Origin of the sequence: Marinimicrobium sp. C2-29 (assembly GCF_038419845.1) — a bacterium.
Lineage (GTDB): Bacteria > Pseudomonadota > Gammaproteobacteria > Pseudomonadales > Cellvibrionaceae > Marinimicrobium.
Window position 1 is genome coordinate 64,443 of record NZ_JBCAQT010000016.1, and the last position, 20,238, is coordinate 84,680.

A 20,238-nucleotide genomic window follows, 5' to 3' on the forward strand; every position below is an offset into this window, starting at 1 on the left:
AATGTCTGACCAATATAACCTGACCCATCTGAAACAACTGGAAGCGGAGAGTATTCACATCATCCGCGAAGTCGCCGCCGAATTCGACAACCCGGTGATGCTCTACTCCATCGGTAAAGACTCGGCCGTGATGATGCACCTGGCCCAGAAGGCTTTTTATCCGGGTAAACCGCCGTTCCCGTTGATGCACATTGATACCACCTGGAAGTTTCGCGAGATGATCGAATTTCGCGACAACCGGTTGAAAGAGCTGGGGTGGGATCTGATTGTCCACATCAACGAAGAGGGTGTGCAGATGGGTGTGGGCCCCTTCACCCACGGCAGTGCCAAGCATACCGACATCATGAAGACCCAGGCGCTGAAGCAGGCGCTGAACAAGTACAAGTTTGACGCCGCCTTTGGTGGCGCGCGCCGGGACGAGGAAAAATCCCGGGCCAAAGAGCGTGTGTATTCGTTCCGCGACAAGCACCACCGCTGGGACCCGAAGAATCAGCGTCCCGAACTCTGGAACATCTACAACGGCCGGGTGGACCAGGGCGAGAGCATTCGCGTCTTCCCGCTGTCGAACTGGACCGAGCTGGATATCTGGCAGTACATCCACCTGGAAGATATTCCTCTGGTGCCCCTGTACTTTGCCGCCAAGCGTCCGGTGGTGGAGCGCGACGGCACCCTGATCATGGTCGACGACGATCGCATGCCGCTGGAGCCGGGCGAGAAGCCGCAGGAAAAAATGGTGCGCTTCCGCACCCTGGGCTGCTATCCGCTGACCGGCGCCGTGGAGTCCGAGGCAACCACACTGCCGGAAATCATCCAGGAAATGCTGCTGACCAAAACCTCCGAGCGCCAGGGCCGCGTGATCGATCACGACAGCGCCGCCTCCATGGAGAAGAAAAAGCAGGAAGGGTATTTCTAGGCCATAAGTAGGGTGGGCTCCGCCCACCGGGAACCAGAACAGGTTCTGTAGGGCGGATAAGCCTAAGGCGCATCCGCCATAGCGCCAAATCCGCCACCCAAGATTTGAATACAGCCCGTAGGGTGGGCTCCGCCCACCAAACACTGACAACCAAGACAGACAAGATTCGAGACGGACTATGAGCCACCAGTCAGAACTGATTGAAACCGATATCGATGCCTACCTCGCCCAGCACGAGCAGAAAGAGCTGCTGCGCTTTCTCACCTGCGGCAGCGTGGACGATGGCAAAAGCACCCTGATTGGCCGGTTGCTGCACGACTCCAAAATGATCTACGAAGATCAGTTGGCGTCTGTCGGCGCCGACAGCAGCAAATACGGAACCACGGGTGAGAAAGTCGACCTGGCCCTGCTGGTGGATGGCCTGCAGGCCGAGCGGGAGCAGGGCATCACCATTGATGTGGCCTATCGCTACTTCTCCACCTCCAAGCGCAAATTCATCATCGCCGACACCCCGGGGCACGAACAGTACACCCGCAACATGGCGACCGGCGCTTCCACCTGTGATCTGGCCATCATCCTGATTGATGCGCGTCACGGCGTCATGACCCAGACCCGCCGTCACAGTTACATCGCCTCTCTGCTGGGCATCAAGAACATCGTGGTGGCCATCAACAAGATGGACCTGGAAGGCTTCAGTGAAGAAGTGTACGAGAATATCAAGGCGGACTACCTGAATTTCGCCGACAAGATTGCCATGCCCGACGTCCAGTTCGTGCCCATCTCGGCGCTGGAAGGGGATAACGTGGTAAACCGCAGCGAGCGCTCGCCCTGGTACACCGGCCAGACACTGATGGAAATTCTGGAGAACGCGCCGGTTCTGTCTGCGCGCAATTTCACCGACTTCCGTCTGCCCGTGCAGTACGTGAACCGCCCGAACCTGAACTTCCGCGGTTTCTGCGGCACCATCGCCTCCGGTGTTGTAAAGCCCGGTGATAAGGTGAAAGTGCTGCCCTCGGGTAAAACCAGCGAAGTGGAATCCATTGTCACCTTTGACGGTGATCTTCAGGAAGCCTTTGCCGATCAGGCCGTCACCCTGACCCTGAAAGACGAGATCGATGTCAGCCGCGGCGACATGATCGTGCATGCGGACGACAAGGTGACGCAGACCAATCACCTCAAGGCGCACATCGTCTGGATGAACGAAGACCCCGGTCACACCGGCAAGGAGTATCTGTTCAAGTTTGCCAGCAAGGTGACCACCGGCAGCATCGAGGAAGTCGATTACCGCATTGACGTCAACACCCAGGAGCACAAGCCCTCGGACAAACTTCAATTGAACGACATTGCGGTGGCCGATGTTACCCTCAGTCAGCCCATCGTGGTCGATGCCTATCCGAGCCATCGCATGACCGGCTCGTTCATCGTCATCGACCGCCTGACCAACCTCACGGTCGGCGCCGGCATGGTGATCCAGGGCCTGAAGGGCACCAAAACCCAGAACAAGCACTACAGCGAATTTGAGCTGGAACTGAATGCGTTTGTGCGCAAGCATTACCCGCACTGGGGCGCCAAAGATATCTCCAAGCTCTGAGGTATCTTTAGCAATCAGACGACACGGTCGCACCGGAAACGGGGCGACCGTGTCGTCTGACTCTCCTGATGTAGGGTGGGCTCCGCCCACCAATTTGCCCACCCCTGTAATTTCTCACGCCACCAACCCGTGAACCCGCTCACATTTAACGCAAATGTAAGAAATTTCCTACAGGCTTTTCAGACAAACCGGACTGGAGCCGGGCAGGGGAGTTTTCTTACCCTGCGCACACACGCAGTCGGGAAGTCGCGTGTAAAACCAATCCATACTTTTGCAAAAGGAGTTCACCATGAAAACCATCCTTTCTTTCGTTTGTTCCCTCGTGCTGCTGTTCAGTGCCTCCCTGGCTCTGGCCGACGAAGCGGTCAATCTCAACGCCGCCGATGTCGAACAGCTCGCGCAACTGGACGGAATCGGTGAGGTAAAGGCGCAGGCGATTGTGGCCTGGCGTGAGGAGAACGGCGAGTTTGTCAGCGTCGAGCAGTTGGCTGAAGTCGACGGCATTGGTGAAGCCACTATCGACGCCAATCGCGACGCCATGACGTTGGAATGATTTGACGCTGCAATTTAGCGTCAAATTTGCTTTAATAGCGGCCCGGGCTCGAACGAGACCCGGGCCTTTTTATGTCGAGTCAGGTTGAGAGAGAAACACTATGCCCACACCCGATGCGCCCAGAATCATCGTTGCCATGGACTATGACAACGCGGGTGATTGTATGACCATGGCTCGTCGCCTGTCTCCCGAGGTCTGTCGACTCAAGGTCGGCAAAGAGCTGTTTACCCGGGGCGGACCGGCCGTGGTGGAACAGCTGGTCGAGCTTGGCTTCGACGTCTTCCTGGACCTGAAATTTCACGATATCCCCAACACCGTGGCCGGGGCCGTCAAAGCGGCGGCTGACCTGGGTGTCTGGATGGTCAATGTGCACGCCAGCGGGGGCGAGCGCATGATGGTGGCCGCGCGCGAAGCGCTGGACAAACAGTCCGGGCGACGCCCTCTGCTGATTGGCGTGACCGTGCTGACCAGCATGACAGAAGAAGATTTGCGTGCCACGGGGGTGTCGAGAGACCCCCTGGCACAGGTCCTGCATCTGGCAACCCTGAGTCATCAAAGCGGCCTGGACGGTGTGGTATGCTCGGCACAAGAGGCGGGCACCCTGCGCGATCGGCTCGGTGAGGACTTCTGTCTGGTGACGCCCGGCATTCGACCGGCCGACAGCGCCGCTGACGATCAGCGCCGGACCCTGACGCCGGAGCAGGCCATTGCCGCCGGCAGCCACTACCTGGTGGTGGGCCGGCCCATCACCCGGGCGCCCGACCCGGTGGCGCGCTGCCGCGAGATTGCCGAGAGCATCCGGGTATAGCGGGAGAGCATTGTCGAGCCCCGAAACAGCCCGATGAAACACGAGACCGAAAGAGGATCTGACCGATTTTGAGCGAACCCCAACGCATCCCCGTTATCGCCATTGACGGCCCCAGTGGCGCCGGCAAGGGCACCCTCAGCCGCCTCGTGGCCAACCGTCTGGGCTACCACCTGCTCGATAGTGGGGCGCTGTACCGACTCACCGCCCTGGCGGCGATGCAGGCGGGCGCCGACCTGGGCGATGCGGAAGCCACCGCCGAGGTCGCCCGTCATCTCAATGTCCGTTTTGACGCCGCAGGTGACGAAACCGCTGTTATACTCAATGAAGAGGATGTGTCCAACGCCATCCGCACCGAGGCGGTCGGCATGAACGCCTCCAGGGTCGCGGCCTATCCGCCGGTGCGCGAGGCGCTGTTGCAGCGTCAGCGCGACTTCCGGCAGGCTCCGGGTCTGGTCGCCGACGGCCGGGATATGGGGACCACCGTGTTTCCGGATGCGGAGGTCAAGATCTTCCTGACCGCCAGCGCTGAGGCGCGTGCCGAGCGGCGCTACCTCCAGTTGCTGGAAAAGGGCGAGAAGGTGGACATGGAAGCCCTGGTAAAGGACATTCGCGATCGGGACCAACGCGACAGCGAGCGGAGCGTGTCGCCGCTCAAACCCGCCAGGGACGCGTACGAACTGGACAGCACGGAGCTGGGTATCGACCAGGTGCTGGAACAGATTCTCAACCGGGTGGCCCAATCCCGGCAATAGCAGCGCAAGACAACGGGTGGGGCGACCTGAACGTTGTTTGCGACAACACATGATTGGATGGATGGAACGAAGATGAAACTGACCTGCTTCAAAGCCTACGATATTCGCGGCCAACTGGGCGAAGAACTGAACGAAGACATCGTCTATCGTATCGGCCGCGCCTTTGCCGAATACCTCAAGCCCAAAACCGTCGTGGTGGGCGGCGATGTCCGCGAAACCAGCGAAACCCTCAAAGACGCCGTGGCGCGCGGCCTGCGCGATGCGGGCACCGATGTGATCGACATCGGCCTGTGCGGCACCGAAGAAATCTACTTCGCCACCAGTCACCTGAAAACCGACGGCGGCATCGTGGTGACCGCCAGCCATAACCCCATCGACTATAACGGCATGAAGATGGTGCGCGAGGGCTCGCGCCCGATCAGCGGCGACACTGGCCTGAACGACATCCAGGCCATGGCCGAAGCCGGCAACTTCCCGATGGTCGACGAAAGCAAGCGCGGCAGCTACCGCAAAGAGTCCATCCTCGACGATTACGTTCAACACCTGCTGAGCTACATCGACAAGGACCAGCTCAAGCCCCTGAAGCTGGTCGTGAACGCCGGCAATGGCGCGGCCGGCCACGTCATCGATGCCATCGAGCCGCATCTGCCGATGATCGAATTCATCAAGGTCCACCACGAGCCGGACCCCACCTTTCCCAACGGCATACCCAATCCGCTGCTGCGTGAAAACCGCGCCGCCACCAGCGACGCCGTGATCAAGCACGGTGCCGACATGGGCGTGGCCTGGGACGGGGACTTCGACCGCTGCTTCCTGTTTGACGAGAAGGGCGATTTCACCGAGGGCTACTACATCGTCGGCCTGCTGGCCGAAGCCTTCCTGCTGAAAGTACCGGGCAGCAAAATTATCCACGACCCGCGCCTGACCTGGAACACCATCGACATCTGCGAAAAGCACGGCGGCACCGCCATCCAGTCAAAAACCGGCCACTCCTTCATCAAAGAGCGCATGCGCAGCGAAGACGCCATCTACGGCGGCGAAATGAGCGCCCACCACTACTTCCGTGACTTCGCCTACTGCGACAGCGGCATGATCCCCTGGCTGCTGGTCGCCGAGCTGATCGGCCGCAAAGGCCAAACCCTGTCGCAACAGCTGGAAGACTGCATCTCGCGCTTCCCCTCACCGGGCGAAATCAACAGCACAGTAGACGATGCCGCCGCCGCGATCGACCGCGTCTACGAACAGTACAAAGACCAGGCCAACAACATCGACCGCACCGACGGCGTCACCATGGAATTCGACAACTGGCGCTTCAACCTGCGCATGTCCAACACCGAACCGGTAGTGCGCTTGAACGCCGAAAGCCGCGGTGATAAAAAACTGGTACAGGAAAAAACCGACGAAATACTGGCGCTGTTGAATCAATAAATGACAGTTTTGGCGGATGCGCCTCCGGCTCCGAAACGTCGGACCGATCCCCCCTACGGTCGGATCTGTAGGGCGGATAAGCTGTAAGCGCATCCGCCAAAGGCCAGGCACCAAGGTTTGTGTAGGGCGGATCGGTCCGACGTTTCGGAGCCAAAGGCGCATCCGCCGTAACCCTGACCAAACCGTCTGACACAGCGAGTACCGTTCAGTCCTCGAACCTGACCCTGATTCAAATACTCAAAGGAGTAAGTAATGCAGATCAAAAAAGCCGTCATACCCGTTGCCGGCCTGGGCACACGCATGCTGCCCGCCACCAAAGCCATCCCCAAAGAAATGCTGCCCGTCGTCGACCGCCCCCTCATCCAATACGTCATTGAAGAAGCGGCGGCCGCGGGCATCAAAGAAATCGTCCTCGTCACCCACGCCAGCAAAAACTCCGTCGAAAACCACTTCGACACCAGCTTTGAACTCGAAGCCCAGCTCGAAGCGCGCCTCAAGCGCTCACTGCTCGAAGAAGTGCGCTCCATCACACCGCCGGGGCTCACCATCATCTCCGTCCGCCAGGCCGAAGCCAAAGGCCTGGGCCACGCCATCCTGTGTGCGCGCCCCGTGGTCGGTGAAGAACCCTTTGCCGTCATGCTGCCCGACGTGCTGGTCGACAAACACTTCTGCAACCTGCGCACCGACAACCTGGCCGGCATGACCCGCCGTTTCAACGAAACCGGCAACAGCCAGATCCTTGTCGAAGAAGTGCCCTGGGAGAAAGTCAACAAATACGGCGTGGTCGATTGCGATGGCGCCGATCTGAAGCAGGGCGAATATGCACCGGTCAAAGGCATGGTGGAAAAACCCGAGCGCGACGTGGCCCCCTCCAACATGGCCATCGTCGGTCGCTACGTACTGTCCAAGTCGACCTGGGACCTGCTGGCCAAAACCCAGCCCGGTGCCGGCGGAGAAATCCAGCTGACCGACTCGCTCGATGCGCTGGTCACCGATGAAACCGTCGAAGCCTATCGGCTGACCGGCCGAAGCCACGACTGCGGCTCCAAGCTGGGCTACATGAAGGCCAATGTCGAATACGGCGTGCGGCACAGTGAGCTGGGTGCCGATTTCGACGAATACCTGAAAAACCGATAACTGACAACCGCCAAGAGAAGAGACCGATTCCTTTGATTATTCCCGTTATCCTGGCCGGCGGCTCGGGCTCACGCCTCTGGCCGCTCTCGCGCAAGCACTACCCCAAGCAGCTGCTCAAGCTGTTTGGCGACAGCACCATGCTCCAGCAGACCCTGCTGCGGCTGAACGGCGTGAGCGACCTGGGCGAGCCCATCGTGGTCTGCAACGAAGAGCACCGCTTCATGGTGGCCGAGCAGCTGCACGAAATAGGGCAGACCCGGGCCTCCATCCTGCTCGAGCCGGTCGCGCGCAATACCGCGCCCGCGCTGGCACTGGCGGCGGTCAAGGCCCGCTCCCTGGTGGACAACCCGATTCTGCTGGTGCTGGCCGCCGATCACATGATCCAGGACATCGAGTCGTTTCACCGCTCCATCGACCAGGCCGTGCGCGCCGCAAAGACCGACCAACTGGTGACCTTTGGCGTTCAGCCCACCCGGCCGGAAACCGGCTATGGCTATATCAAGGCCCGGGCCGAGTCGCCCGGCGCCGAGAGCCACCCGGTGGAAGAGTTCGCCGAAAAGCCGGATCTGGCCACCGCCGAGCGCTATCTGGCCGAGGGTGGCTACTACTGGAACAGCGGCATGTTCGTGTTCCGGGCCCAGTCGTTTCTGGAAGAGCTTCAGCATTACTCCCCCGGCGTGCTGGACTCGGCGCAACTGGCCTTCGAGCGCGCCACCGTGGATCTGGACTTTGTCCGGATTGACCGCGACGCCTTCGCCGAAGCGCCGGACATCTCCATTGACTACGCGGTCATGGAGAAGAGCCAGCGGGTGGTGTGCGTACCATTTACCGCCGGCTGGAGCGATGTGGGCTGCTGGCAATCCTACTGGGAGCTGTCGGACAAGGACGCCAATGGCAACAGCTTTGTGGGCGACAGCATCGATATCGATTCCACCGATACCCTGGTGTTCTCGCACGACAAGCTGGTGGCCACCATCGGCGTCAACAACCTGATGGTCATCAATACCCCCGACGCGGTGCTGGTGGCGGACAAGGGCTCCGCCCAGCAGGTCAAGAAGGTCATTGCCGAGATCGAGCGGCAGAACCGCACCGAGCACCTCCAGCACCGGGAAGTCTACCGCCCCTGGGGCTGCTACGACTCGGTGGACGAGGGCACCCGCTACCAGGTCAAGCGCATCACGGTAAAGCCGGGCGCCAGCCTGTCACGCCAGATGCACTACCACCGGGCCGAGCACTGGGTCGTGGTCAAGGGCACTGCCAAAGTGGAGTTGGACGACCAGGTCCGCCTCCTGTCCGAGAACGAGTCGACCTTCATCCCCGTGGGCACCCGCCACCGGCTGAGCAACCCGGGCAAGATCCCCCTGGAAATCATCGAAGTCCAGTCCGGCCCCTACCTGGGCGAAGACGACATCCAGCGCTTCGACGACAACTACGGGCGGGTCTGACCCCGGCAGCGGCGGATGCGCTTGACGCTTATCCGCCCTACGGATGAATTGGGTGGCTGTGGATGCGCTTGATTGTCCGAAACGTCGGACCGATCCACCCTGCGGATCCCGCCGTGGTATACGTAGGGCGGATAAGCGTCAAGCGCATCCGCCACAACCCAAAGCCTCCTCCACACCCCAAACCGCCCGCAATCCCACACCACCCTTGATTCCCACCCCCGAATCTGCTAGCCTGCCGCGCTTGCTGGACAGTGTATTTGTCCTGACCGGCATCGGTGGGCCTACTTTAACAACCGCCAGCACGGGAGTAGCCCCCACTGTTCATTCACCGGCCCGTACCACTGGCAGTACGGTAAACCCGGCCAATGCCCGCACCAACAGAACTCGCGGCGCAACCGGGTAACTAAACAGGTAGCTTTATTAATGACCATGAGTGAAAGTTTTGCTGATCTATTTGAAGAGAGCTTAAAAACCGTTGATATGCAGCCCGGCACCATCGTGACCGGCGTTGTAATCGACATTGACAAGGACTGGGTCACCGTACACGCCGGCCTCAAGTCCGAGGGTGTCATTCCCGCCAACCAGTTCCTGAACGAAGAAGGTGAACTGGACCTGCAAATTGGCGACGAAGTACAAGTAGCACTGGAATCCGTCGAAGACGGCTTCGGTGAAACCCGCCTCTCTCGTGAAAAAGCCAAGCGTGCCGAATCCTGGAAAGTTCTGGAAGCGGCACACGCTGCGGACGAAGTGGTTAAAGGCGTCATCAACGGCAAGGTCAAAGGTGGCTTTACCGTCGACGTTTCCAGCATCCGCGCATTCCTGCCCGGCTCCCTGGTGGATGTACGCCCCGTGCGCGACACCACTCACCTGGAAGGCAAAGAGCTGGAATTCAAGGTAATCAAGCTGGATCAGCGCCGCAACAACGTCGTGGTCTCACGTCGTGCCGTGCTGGAACAGGCCAACTCTGAAGAGCGTGAAGAGCTGCTGGCAACCCTGCAAGAGGGTATGACCATCAAGGGTATCGTCAAGAACCTGACCGATTACGGCGCCTTCGTCGATCTGGGCGGTGTTGACGGCCTGCTGCACATCACCGATATGGCCTGGAAGCGCATCAAGCATCCGAGCGAAATCGTGAATGTCGGCGACGACATTGATGTGAAAGTTCTGAAGTTCGACCGCGAGCGCAACCGCGTATCTCTGGGTCTGAAGCAACTGGGTGAAGATCCCTGGGTCAACATCACCGGTCGCTATCCGGAAGGCACCAAGGTCAAGGCCGTGGTGACCAACCTGACCGACTACGGCTGCTTTGCCGAGCTGGAAGAAGGTGTGGAAGGTCTGGTTCACGTCTCCGAAATGGACTGGACCAACAAGAACATCCACCCCTCCAAAGTGGTACAGGTAGGTGACGAAGTTGAAGTCATGATCCTGGACATCGACGAAGAGCGTCGTCGTATCTCGCTGGGCATGAAGCAGTGCCAGGAAAACCCCTGGGACGTCTTCGCGCGCACTTACGCCAAAGGCGACAAGATCAGCGGCAAGATCAAGTCGATCACCGATTTCGGTATCTTCATTGGCCTGGACGGCGGCATCGACGGTCTGGTTCACCTGTCCGACATCTCCTGGCACGAAACCGGAGAAGAAGCCGTACGCAAGTACAAGAAGGGCGACGAGCTGGAAACCGTGGTACTGGCCATCGATCCGGAGCGCGAGCGCATCTCCCTGGGCATCAAGCAGCTGGAAACCGATCCCTTCTCCGAATACCTGGCCGAGAACGACAAAGGTTCTGTGGTTAAAGGCATCGTGAAGGAAGTGGAAGCCAAAGCGGCGATCGTGACCCTGGCCGAAGACGTGGAAGCGACTCTGAAAGCCTCTGAACTGAGCCGCGAGAAAGTCGAAGACGCGCGCAACGTTCTGAACGTAGGTGACGAAGTCGAAGCCAAGATCATCAGTGCTGACCGCAAGAACCGCTCCATCAACCTGTCTGTGAAATCCAAAGACGTGGTTGAAGAGAAGGCCGCAGTCAAGGAGCACAGTGCCAAGTCAGCGGAGCAAGCCTCCCCGACCACACTGGGCGACCTGATCAAGGCGCAAATGAAAAACAAAGACTAAGTTCCAGTCTGCGTTTTCCATTAAAAAAGGCCGGCATTTGCCGGCCTTTTTTTTGGGTGGGCTCCGCCCACCGCAAAAAAGGGGACGGAGGGATTTAATTTTGATCAAATTGATCAAAAAATATTCCCTCCGTCCCCTTTTTCAGGCGCCGGGTTCGTAGCCCAGGACGGGGCTGAGCCAGCGCTCCATTTCCACGATGTCCATTCCCTTGCGCTCGGCCAGGCTTTCCACCTGGTCCTTCTGGATCTTGCCCACGTTGAAGTACTTGGACTGCGGGTGGGAGAAGTACCAGCCGGAGACGGCGGCGGTGGGGTACATGGCGAAGCTTTCGGTGAGCTCCAGGCCGCTGTTCTCTTCGGCGTTGAGCAGCCGGAAGAGGGTGGCTTTTTCCGTGTGGTCCGGGCAGGCCGGGTAGCCGGGGGCGGGGCGGATGCCCTGATATTTTTCCCGGATCAGCTCCTCATTGCTCAGCTGCTCTTCGGGCTGGTAACCCCAGAACTCCCTGCGCACGCGCCGGTGCATGTGTTCGGCGAAGGCTTCTGCCAGACGGTCGGCCAGAGCCTTGACCATGATGCTGTTGTAGTCGTCACCGGCCTTTTCGTACTCCTGGGCGAGCTCCTCGGCACCGATACCGGCGGTGACCGCAAAGGCGCCGACATAGTCGGTTTTGCCGCTCTCTTTGGGCGCGACAAAGTCGGCCAGTGAATAGTTGGCGGCGTCGTTGCCCGGCTTCTGCTGTTGCTGGCGGATGTGATGCAGGGTATCGATCTGCTCGCCCGCCTCATTGTAGACGGCGATGTCGTCGTGGTTGACCCGGTTGGCGGGCCAGAAGCCGATGACGCCACGCGCTTTCAGCCGCTTTTCATCGATCAGCTTGCGCAGCATTTTCTGGGCATCGTCGAACAGGCTGCGTGCGGCTTCGCCGACAACCTTGTCGTCCAGAATCTTCGGGTACTTGCCGGCCAGGTCCCAGCTCATGAAAAAGGGTGTCCAATCGACAACATCCAGCAGGTCTTCAAGCGGGTAGTCGTCGAACACTTTCAGACCGGTAAAGGTCGGCGCCGGTGGGGTGTATTTATCCCAATCGAATTTGACCCCGTGCTCGATGGCCTGGGGGTAGGCGCGCAGGGTGCCGCGCGGTTTGCGGTTGGCGTTGCGCACCCGCACTTTTTCGTACTCGGCTTCCAGGTCCTCGACAAACTTGCCCCGGTTGACGTCCGACAGCAGGTTGCCGGCTACGCCCACCGCGCGGGAAGCGTCGGGCACGTACACCACCTGGTTGAGGTTGAAGGCCGGGTCGATCTTGACCGCCGTGTGCGCCTTGGAGGTGGTCGCGCCCCCGATCAGCAGGGGCTTGTCGATGCCCTGGCGCTGCATTTCCCGGGCGACGTTGACCATCTCATCGAGCGAGGGCGTGATCAGGCCGGACAGGCCGATGATATCGCAGTTTTCTTCCACGGCGGTTTTCAGGATTTTCTCCGTAGGGACCATCACGCCCAGGTCGAGCACTTCGTAGTTGTTGCACTGCAGTACCACGCCCACGATGTTCTTGCCGATGTCGTGCACGTCGCCCTTGACCGTGGCCATCAGGATTTTGCCGTTGGGCTTGCTGGCTTCGGTTTTCTCCGCCTCGATGTAGGGCTGCAGGTAGGCGACCGACTGCTTCATCACGCGCGCGGATTTGACCACCTGAGGCAGAAACATCTTGCCTTCGCCAAACAGATCGCCCACCACGTTCATGCCGTCCATTAGCGGGCCTTCGATGACCTCGAGCGGTTTGTCGGCTTTCTCGCGCGCCTCTTCGGTATCCTCGATAATGAAGGTGGTGATGCCCTTGACCAGCGAATGCTCGATGCGTTTCTCCACCGTCCAGCTGCGCCACTCCAGGTCTTCTTTTTTCTCACCGGTACTGCCGTCGCCGCGATACTTTTCAGCGATATCCAGCAGGGCTTCGGTGCCGTTGTCGGTGCGGTTGAGGATCACATCCTCGACTTTCTCTTTGAGCTCGGCGGGCAGGTCATCGTACACGGCCAACTGACCGGCGTTGACGATCCCCATGTTCAGGCCGGCCTTGATGGCGTGGTACAGGAACACCGAGTGAATGGCTTCACGCACCGGGTTGTTGCCCCGGAAGGAGAAGGACACGTTGGACACCCCGCCGGAGACACCGGCGTGGGGGAGGTTGTCGCGAATCCAGCGGGTGGCTTCGATGAAGTCCACCGCGTAGTTGTTGTGCTCGTCGATGCCGGTGGCAATGGCGAAAATATTCGGGTCAAAAATGATGTCCTGGGGCGGAAAGCCGACCTTGTCCACCAGTACCCGGTAGGAGCGTTCGCAGATTTCTTTTTTGCGCGCGGCGGTGTCGGCCTGGCCATCTTCGTCGAAGGCCATCACCACCACGGCCGCGCCGTAGCGACGACACAGACGGGCGCGCTCGATGAACTCTTCCTCGCCTTCTTTCATGCTGATGGAGTTGACGATGGCCTTGCCCTGGACACACTTGAGGCCGGCTTCGATGACGCTCCACTTGGAGGAGTCGACCATGACCGGCACGCGCGCGATGTCGGGCTCGCCGGCGATCAGGTTGAGAAAGCGCACCATGGCTTTCTCGGAGTCCAGCATCGCCTCGTCCATGTTGACGTCGATGATCTGGGCGCCGCCCTCAACCTGCTGCAGGGCCACCTCCAGGGCGGTGGTGTAGTCCTCCTCCATGATCAGGCGCTTGAAGCGCGCTGAGCCGGTCACGTTGCAGCGCTCGCCCACGTTCACAAAGAGGGAGTCTTTGGTGATGTTGAATGGTTCCAGGCCCGAGAGACGACAGGCCGGCTCAATCTCGGGCAGGCGGCGTGGGGGGTGCTTGGCCACCGCCTCGGCAATGGCCCTGATATGTTCGGGGGTGGTACCGCAGCAGCCGCCGATGATGTTGACCAGGCCGCTGGCGGCGAATTCTTCCACCACCGATACCATCTCTTCCGGCGACTGATCGTACTCGCCGAACTCGTTGGGCAGGCCAGCGTTGGGGTGGGCGGAGACAAAGCACTCCGCCACCCGGGACATCTCCTGCACGTAGGGGCGCAGCTCTTCCGCGCCCAGGGCGCAGTTCAGGCCCATGGAGAAGGGCGTAGCGTGGGCCAGGGAGTTGTAAAAGGCCTCGGTGGTCTGTCCCGAGAGGGTCCGGCCGGAGGCATCGGTAATGGTGCCGGAGATCATCAGCGGCAGCTCAAAGCCGAGCCGGTCAAAGTACTTCTGCACCGCGAAAGTGGCCGCCTTGGCGTTCAGGGTGTCAAACACCGTCTCGATCAGGATCAGGTCAGAGCCACCTTCCACCAGGCCTTCTACCGCTTCCAGGTAGTTTTCCACCAGCTGATCGAAGGTGACGTTGCGCGCCCCCGGGTCGTTCACATCCGGGGAGATGGAGCAGGTGCGACTGGTCGGGCCGAGCACCCCGGCGACAAAGCGGGGTTTGTCCGGGTTGTCAGCGGTGGTGTCATCGGCAATCTCCCGCGCCAACCGGGCGGCCTCCCGGTTGAGCTCCGGCACGAGATCTTCCATATCGTAGTCCGCCATGGACACCCGGGTGGAGTTGAAGGTGTTGGTCTCGATGATGTCCGCGCCGGCGTCCAGGTACCCCTGGTAGATCTCCCGCAGCATGACGGGCTGGGTGATGCTCAGCAGGTCGTTGTTGCCGGCCACATCCTGGTGGTAGTCCGCAAACCGCTTACCCCGGTACTCCGCCTCGCTGAGCTTGAGGTTCTGGATCATGGTGCCCATGCCCCCATCCAGGATCAGGATGCGCTCGCGGATCAGGCGGTGCAGAGTGTCCAGGCGGGCCGTGCGGTCTTGATTGGAGCTCATGGAGTACCTATTAACAGGAATTGAAGTTCAGGGTCGAAGTCATTCAAAAGGGCGGGAATTTTAGCAGATATGGGCGCCGCGCGCAGGTATTGGTCCTGCTGGCCCTTTGTGTCCTGCCCCGATATGCCGTAAAATACCTGAGTAAATCAATCAGGTATCGGAGAATCACTATTACCGCCATGGTTAATGTAGATATCACAGAATCCGCCCAGCAGTACCTCAAAGAGCTTCTGGACAAGCAGAAAGACAGCGAGGGCGTCGGAATCCGCATGTTTGTCGCCAGCCCGGGCACGCCCCAGGCCGAGACCTGTATTGCCTATTGCCGGCCCGGTGAAGAGAAGGAAGACGATGAAATCGTCGAGCTGGAGGGCTTCAAGGCCTTTTTCGAAGGGCGCAGCCTGCCTTATCTGGAAGATGCCAAGGTCGATTACTCACCGGATCGCATGGGCGGACAGCTCACCATCCGGGCCCCCAACGCCAAGATGCCCCAGGTGAACGACGACAGCCCGCTGGAAGACCGCGTCAACTACGTGCTGTACAACGAGGTCAACCCGGGGCTCGCCTCCCACGGCGGTAACGTCAGCCTGGTGGAGATCACCGACGATAACTACGCCGTTCTGCAGTTTGGCGGCGGTTGCCAAGGCTGTGGCGCCGTGGAAGTGACCCTGAAAAACGGAGTGGAAGTGGCGCTGATGGACAAGCTGCCGGAGCTCAAGGGCATCCGCGATGTCACCGACCACTCGGATCGCACCAACGCCTATATTTAATACAATGGTCAGGCTTCGCCTTGCCCGCCCTGTATTGGGCTTTGTGGTGGGCGGAGCCCACCCTACGAAGAAAAGCGCCGGAGCCCACCCTACGAAGAAAAGCGCCGGAGCCCACCCTACGAAGAAAAGCGCCGGAGCACACCCTACGAAGAAAAACGCCGGAGCCCTCCCTACGTGGGTGGCCGGTGCCCATCTAAAAAGCCCGCCGTCAAAAGCGGGCTTTTCAGGTTGTAGGGTGGGCTCCGCCCACCGTCTTTTTAAGCCGCATAACGGACCGGCCTAATTGGCGCTTTCATCTGACAGCGTCATCACGTGCTCTGCCATCAGTTTCCGGTTCGAGAAGATTCCCACGCCGGTATTGATATCGCCCGTGACCGTAACCAGGTCACCTTGTTCCAGAGTCTGGAATCGGCTCTCATCCATGGGGTTGTAATCCATGGAGCTGGTATCGACCGTGACCTCTCTGAGGCCGGAGTCAATTTTGAATTCACGCCCGTCCACTTCGGTGATCGTTCCGGTCACGGAGAGGGCACCGACCACCACGGGAACACTGGGCGCTATATCAATGTCTTCGAAACTCTCTTCGTCTTCGGCACTGGCATAGAAGTAAGTGCCCAGCCCTTCGACAAAGATACTGCTGGCATCAATGGTCGTTTTCTCGTAAGTCTCGTCGTTGACTTTGCCGTACACCGTAACGCTATCGTCTTCCAGCACGGCCTCATTGTTGTCATACCATTCCCAATCTTTCATGGTGACGGTCACGTTTCCGTCGCCATAGTCCAGGGTAAAGCTCTCATCGGCGGTGCTGGAGACTTCCCCGCTCAATGTGATCCAGGAACTGTCCGGATCAAGGTAGGGTGGAGCGGCAAGGGCGGCGCCTGACAGCGACGCGGCCGCGACAAAACCTATCGTGCACAAGGTGGTGCGCATAACTCGACCTCCATTGGCAATTAGTAGAAACAAAGAGTCCATCAGTGTTGGACTTGATGAACTCTTTTCTGTTGTGTCTACCTTTGACCTTATGGTGTTTATCGAGAATTCAACCCCCTCGGTATTTCCGCTGATCTGTGTTACTTCAGAGCGCGGCTCCAGCGACCATAACGCCCGTTGATCGGGCCGCGCCGGACACTCAGTGCCATCAGGGCGAGACCGCAGATGATGCTCGAAACAATGGCCTTCAGGCCCACGACGTAAATAAACGGGGTTACCAGCAATACGGCCGCCAAAGGCACGATCAACCAGCGCACGGGGCGTGCGGACTCGGCCATACCGATGGCGGCGAGGGTAATCACCAGCGCGCCGATCAGATGGTCCCAGTCGGCCATGCCGCCCTCATTGCCCAGCGTGACCCGGGTAAACATCAGCCAGAGACCGATCAGAAGGCAGAGGCCGAGGTTCCACGGCAGATTGACGCCGGTCACCAGGCTGTCGCGCAGGATACAGAGCGGATTTCTCTGGAAGTTTTCCCCGGTCGGTTCGGACTTGCCCTCGTCAGTGTCGCCGGTGAAGAAAATCTTCAGGACGGGTGCCCCGGCCTTGTACCGCCGGTGGAGAAATTCCCCGGTAGCGACAAATTCGTTAAAGGCGTAAGCGATCTGCAACAGCATCAGGGCAGCGGTAATCAGGCACAGCGTGCACCAGGTGCCAATGAGTATTGGCTGGATAATGATGAAGGTGATGGACACCACACCCAGGGGAACAATCAGAACACCAAAGGAGGCCACCAGCCAGGGCATGGTGCGCCAGCGCTGAGTCGTCCCGATCAGGCCGATGAGAATTTCCAGAGCGTAGACAATGGCACCCATCCCGGCGTCGGACACCGGAAAGGATTCGGACAGGTCCGAGGTGATGACCGCCTCGGTTCCGTTCTGATTGCCCGCTCCGCCGAGCCCGGCGAAAAACGGATCCCAGACGGCGTCAATATGACCGAGCTGAAGTGCGGCCATATAGCGTGAGAGGAAAAAACCCACCAGCGCCAGGCCAATGACCGGCGCCCGTTGAAGCCAGCTGGAGGGGTTGTTGTCCCAGCCCGGCGGCGTAGTCGGCCCGGTGGTGGCGGCCACGGGCGAGACGCCGGGGGCGGGCCTCAGCGCGGCGGCGAAGCCGATGGCCAGCATCCCGACCAGGGTGCTGTTGAGGTACCCGGCCGCACTCTCGGTCCAGAAAGCGAGTGGCGCGAACAGCACCCACAGGCCGATGGCGGCGCACACCCAGCGTGCCCAGGCGAGCTTCCAGGAAAGCGACAGCCCGGCAAAGCCGATCAGCAGTGCCCCGGAGGCCCAGTCGCTGTAGGCCAGACCCGTATCGGTGTAGCCCAGCAGGGCGGGGGAGAACAGCAACCACAGACCCAGCACCATATTGACGAAATGCGCCCAGAGGTTCTGATTGTGCTGGCTCAGAAACTGACGGTGATGTTGCTTGAGTACCCGCTCGGGGTGGTGGCCGCGTTCGTCCGCCTCGGCGAGCCAGTCGGGCGGCGTGACCCCGTTGCTTTCATACCAGCCGTGTGGATCCTTTTTCAGGTTGTCCACGATGGCGGGCAGGGTGTCGAACAGGCTGTGCCTGGGCTTCCAGTCCAGTTGCTCCCGGGCGCGGCTGGCATCCAGTTCATAGTGGTCACTGGCCAGATCAATCATGAAGGGGCGAATGAACGGCTTTTCGCCCTTATCGAAATCATCAGGTACCACCGGCTCGGACTTCTCCTCCACCAGCGCTCCGGTTTTGGCGACGGGTTTGGGGACCGACACCGTCGCCCACTTTTCCTTGCCGTGAAGCAGTTCACCCAGACGATTCTGTATGGCTTCGTAGGTGTCGCTACGCTCTTCCCCCACGAGAATGGCGTCTGCTTTGGGCAGCTCCTTTCGCCGATCAATGGTTCGATGAAAGGCGTCGATCATGTCTTCCTTGTGAACATAGGCCTGACCGACGCCGGTGTTGCCGGCATACAGATGGCTTTTGAGATTGTGTTCGTAAATGCGGGCAATCTGATGAGCCAGAGTGGGAACGCAGTTGTTCTCATCATAGAGGCCCGCCAGACGCAACAGGGTGTAGGGAATATCGCCGGCGTTCTCTTCAATGACCGCTTCCGTATCGGCCTTGGATTGAGGGTAAATCCAGCGCGGACCAATGGGTGAGTCCTCAGTGATCTTCTGGCCCGGATAGGTGGGGCGATGGACCAGCATGGTGCTTGAATAAATGAACCGCTCGACATTGAATGCCTGCAGTGCTTCGAGGAGATTCTTCGTACCCTCGACGTTGACCTTGTCGTACATCGGAGAGTGTTCGCCGGAGAAGTCAAAGTAAGCGGCCAGGTGCACAACGGCCGCAAGCTCCCGGGTATGATCGTCGGCGATTGTCTGCAATGCCAGTTTGACTGAGTCCAGAGAAGTGAGATCGAAGGTATAGCTGGCGTCAGCCTCATCGGTCTCGAACATATCCAGCGCGATGATGCGATATTGATCGCGCAGAGCACGGGTCAGGGCTGTTCCTATCCCGCCAGCGGCACCGGTGATCAATACATACGGTTTGTTTGCGGGTGTTGGCTCCTTCTTTTCTGCCATGACTCTATGCCCCTTTGATTGGATCAAAGACAATAAAAATGGGAGAAAAACGTAACGTGATTGCAAAACTGTTTTTTCAGACTAACACGATCTGCTGTTGCGTCAAATTGAGGGGGGAGAGGGCGTGGGCGGCCGTGCTAGGGCCCGAATGCAGGAAAACAGAAGTTTCTTGTATAAAAAAAAGCGCCCGGTGGGGGCGCTTTTCAGAAGCGTGCGAGACGATAAAAACAGGCATCAGACCCGTTTTTTCAGGTGGTCCTTGATCTTGTCGCGCATGCCCTTGATGGCTTTCTCGGTGGTATCCCAATCAATGCAGGCATCGGTAATGGACACGCCGTACTTCAGGTCCTTGAGATCGTCCGGAATCTTCTGATTGCCGGCACCGATGTGGCTCTCGACCATCAGCCCGATAATGGACTGGTTGCCCTCCATGATCTGGTTGGCGACATTGTCGATCACCAGCGTCTGCAGCTCATGGTTCTTGTTGGAGTTGGCGTGACTGCAATCGACCATGATGTTGGGCGGGTTGACGCCGGCGCTTTCCAGCTCCTGTTCGCACATGGTGACGCTGACCGAATCGTAATTCGGTTTGCCGTTGCCGCCGCGCAGCACCACGTGGCCGTAGGAGTTACCCCGGGTATGCACAATGGAGACCTGACCCCCGGTGTTGATGCCCAGGAAACGGTGGGGCTTGGAAACGGATTTGAGCGCATTGATCGCCACCGTCAGACTGCCGTCGGTGCCGTTTTTGAAGCCCACCGCGCCGGACAGGCCGCTGGCCATTTCCCGGTGGGTCTGGGATTCGGTGGTACGCGCGCCGATGGCCGACCAGCTGATCAGATCCTGCATGTACTGGGGCGAAATCGGATCCAGCGCCTCAGTGGCGGCGGGCAGGCCGGTTTCGGCGATATCGAGCAGCAGCTTGCGGCCGATATGCAGCCCTTCCTGAATCTTGAAGGAGTCGTTCAGGTAGGGATCGTTGATCAGACCTTTCCAGCCGGTGGTGGTCCGGGGCTTCTCAAAATAGACGCGCATCACGATATAGATGGTATCGCTGACCTCATCGGCGAGCTTTTTCAGCCGCTGGGCATAGTCCTTGGCGGCTTCCACATCGTGAATGGAGCAGGGGCCAATCACCACGAATATCCGGTGGTCCTTGCGATCGAGGATATTGCGAATGGTTTCCCGGCCCTGGGTGACAACCTCCCGAGCCTTGTCGCTCATGGGCAACTCGCGCTTGAGGTCATCCGGCGAGATCAGCAGCTCCTGGGAGACTACATTGAGATCGTCTATTTGAGTATTGGTCATTAGCTGGTCAAT

Annotated in this window: 14 protein-coding genes; 10 read left to right on the plus strand and 4 right to left on the minus strand. The window is 59.5% G+C overall.

Translation table 11 applies throughout. The features are described from left to right. The first annotated feature begins 1 nt into the window (after position 1). The 9 genes from cysD (at position 2) to rpsA (ending at position 10,736) form a co-directional block, all read left to right on the plus strand. Positions 2-913 (plus strand): sulfate adenylyltransferase subunit CysD, encoded by a 912-nt coding sequence (cysD, locus tag AAE484_RS15185; protein ID WP_341939272.1) that lies wholly within the window; start codon positions 2-4, stop codon positions 911-913. Between the two features lie 178 nt (positions 914-1,091). Continuing rightward, positions 1,092-2,504: a sulfate adenylyltransferase subunit CysN gene (cysN, locus tag AAE484_RS15190; RefSeq protein WP_341939274.1), complete on the plus strand. Its 1,413-nt coding sequence runs from the start codon at positions 1,092-1,094 to the stop codon at positions 2,502-2,504. Between the two features lie 289 nt (positions 2,505-2,793). Continuing rightward, entirely contained in the window at positions 2,794-3,057 is a 264-nt protein-coding gene (locus AAE484_RS15195) for a ComEA family DNA-binding protein (protein WP_341939275.1), read from the plus strand. 100 nt (positions 3,058-3,157) lie between these two features. Further along, entirely contained in the window at positions 3,158-3,865 is a 708-nt protein-coding gene (pyrF, locus tag AAE484_RS15200) for an orotidine-5'-phosphate decarboxylase (RefSeq protein ID WP_341939276.1), read from the plus strand. A gap of 68 nt (positions 3,866-3,933) precedes the next feature. After that, the gene (gene cmk / locus AAE484_RS15205) at positions 3,934-4,617 is read left to right on the plus strand and encodes a (d)CMP kinase (RefSeq protein ID WP_341939277.1); all 684 of its coding nucleotides are present in this window, start codon (positions 3,934-3,936) and stop codon (positions 4,615-4,617) included. A 72-nt stretch (positions 4,618-4,689) separates the two neighbouring features. Beyond that, on the plus strand, positions 4,690-6,045 hold the full coding sequence (locus tag AAE484_RS15210) for a phosphomannomutase CpsG (protein ID WP_341939278.1): 1,356 nt from the start codon (positions 4,690-4,692) through the stop codon (positions 6,043-6,045). Between the two features lie 252 nt (positions 6,046-6,297). Next, entirely contained in the window at positions 6,298-7,182 is an 885-nt protein-coding gene (gene galU, locus AAE484_RS15215) for a UTP--glucose-1-phosphate uridylyltransferase GalU (RefSeq protein ID WP_341939279.1), read from the plus strand. A gap of 32 nt (positions 7,183-7,214) precedes the next feature. Continuing rightward, a complete protein-coding gene (locus tag AAE484_RS15220) occupies positions 7,215-8,627 on the plus strand; it encodes a mannose-1-phosphate guanylyltransferase/mannose-6-phosphate isomerase (RefSeq protein WP_341939280.1) in 1,413 nt (470 codons plus the stop codon). Positions 8,628-8,882: 255 nt separating this feature from the next. Next, positions 8,883-10,736, plus strand: coding sequence for a 30S ribosomal protein S1 (rpsA, locus tag AAE484_RS15225; protein WP_341939313.1), 1,854 nt, complete (start codon positions 8,883-8,885; stop codon positions 10,734-10,736). Between the two features lie 141 nt (positions 10,737-10,877). Here rpsA and metH read toward each other — a convergent pair whose 3' ends face one another. Beyond that, positions 10,878-14,591 (minus strand): methionine synthase, encoded by a 3,714-nt coding sequence (gene metH / locus AAE484_RS15230; protein WP_341939281.1) that lies wholly within the window; start codon positions 14,589-14,591, stop codon positions 10,878-10,880. A 179-nt stretch (positions 14,592-14,770) separates the two neighbouring features. Between metH and nfuA the strand changes: the two genes are divergently transcribed. Then, a complete protein-coding gene (gene nfuA / locus AAE484_RS15235; RefSeq protein ID WP_341939282.1) occupies positions 14,771-15,358 on the plus strand; it encodes a Fe-S biogenesis protein NfuA in 588 nt (195 codons plus the stop codon). Between the two features lie 279 nt (positions 15,359-15,637). Here nfuA and AAE484_RS15240 read toward each other — a convergent pair whose 3' ends face one another. From AAE484_RS15240 to AAE484_RS15250, 3 genes are all read right to left on the minus strand, one after another. After that, on the minus strand, positions 15,638-16,288 hold the full coding sequence (locus AAE484_RS15240; protein ID WP_341939283.1) for an OB-fold nucleic acid binding domain-containing protein: 651 nt from the start codon (positions 16,286-16,288) through the stop codon (positions 15,638-15,640). A gap of 140 nt (positions 16,289-16,428) precedes the next feature. Beyond that, a complete protein-coding gene (locus AAE484_RS15245; RefSeq protein ID WP_341939284.1) occupies positions 16,429-18,918 on the minus strand; it encodes an NAD-dependent epimerase/dehydratase family protein in 2,490 nt (829 codons plus the stop codon). A gap of 234 nt (positions 18,919-19,152) precedes the next feature. Beyond that, positions 19,153-20,226 carry a 3-deoxy-7-phosphoheptulonate synthase gene (locus AAE484_RS15250; RefSeq protein WP_341939285.1) on the minus strand — a complete coding sequence of 358 codons (1,074 nt, stop codon included), beginning with the start codon at positions 20,224-20,226 and terminating at the stop codon, positions 19,153-19,155. Positions 20,227-20,238: the final 12 nt, after the last annotated feature.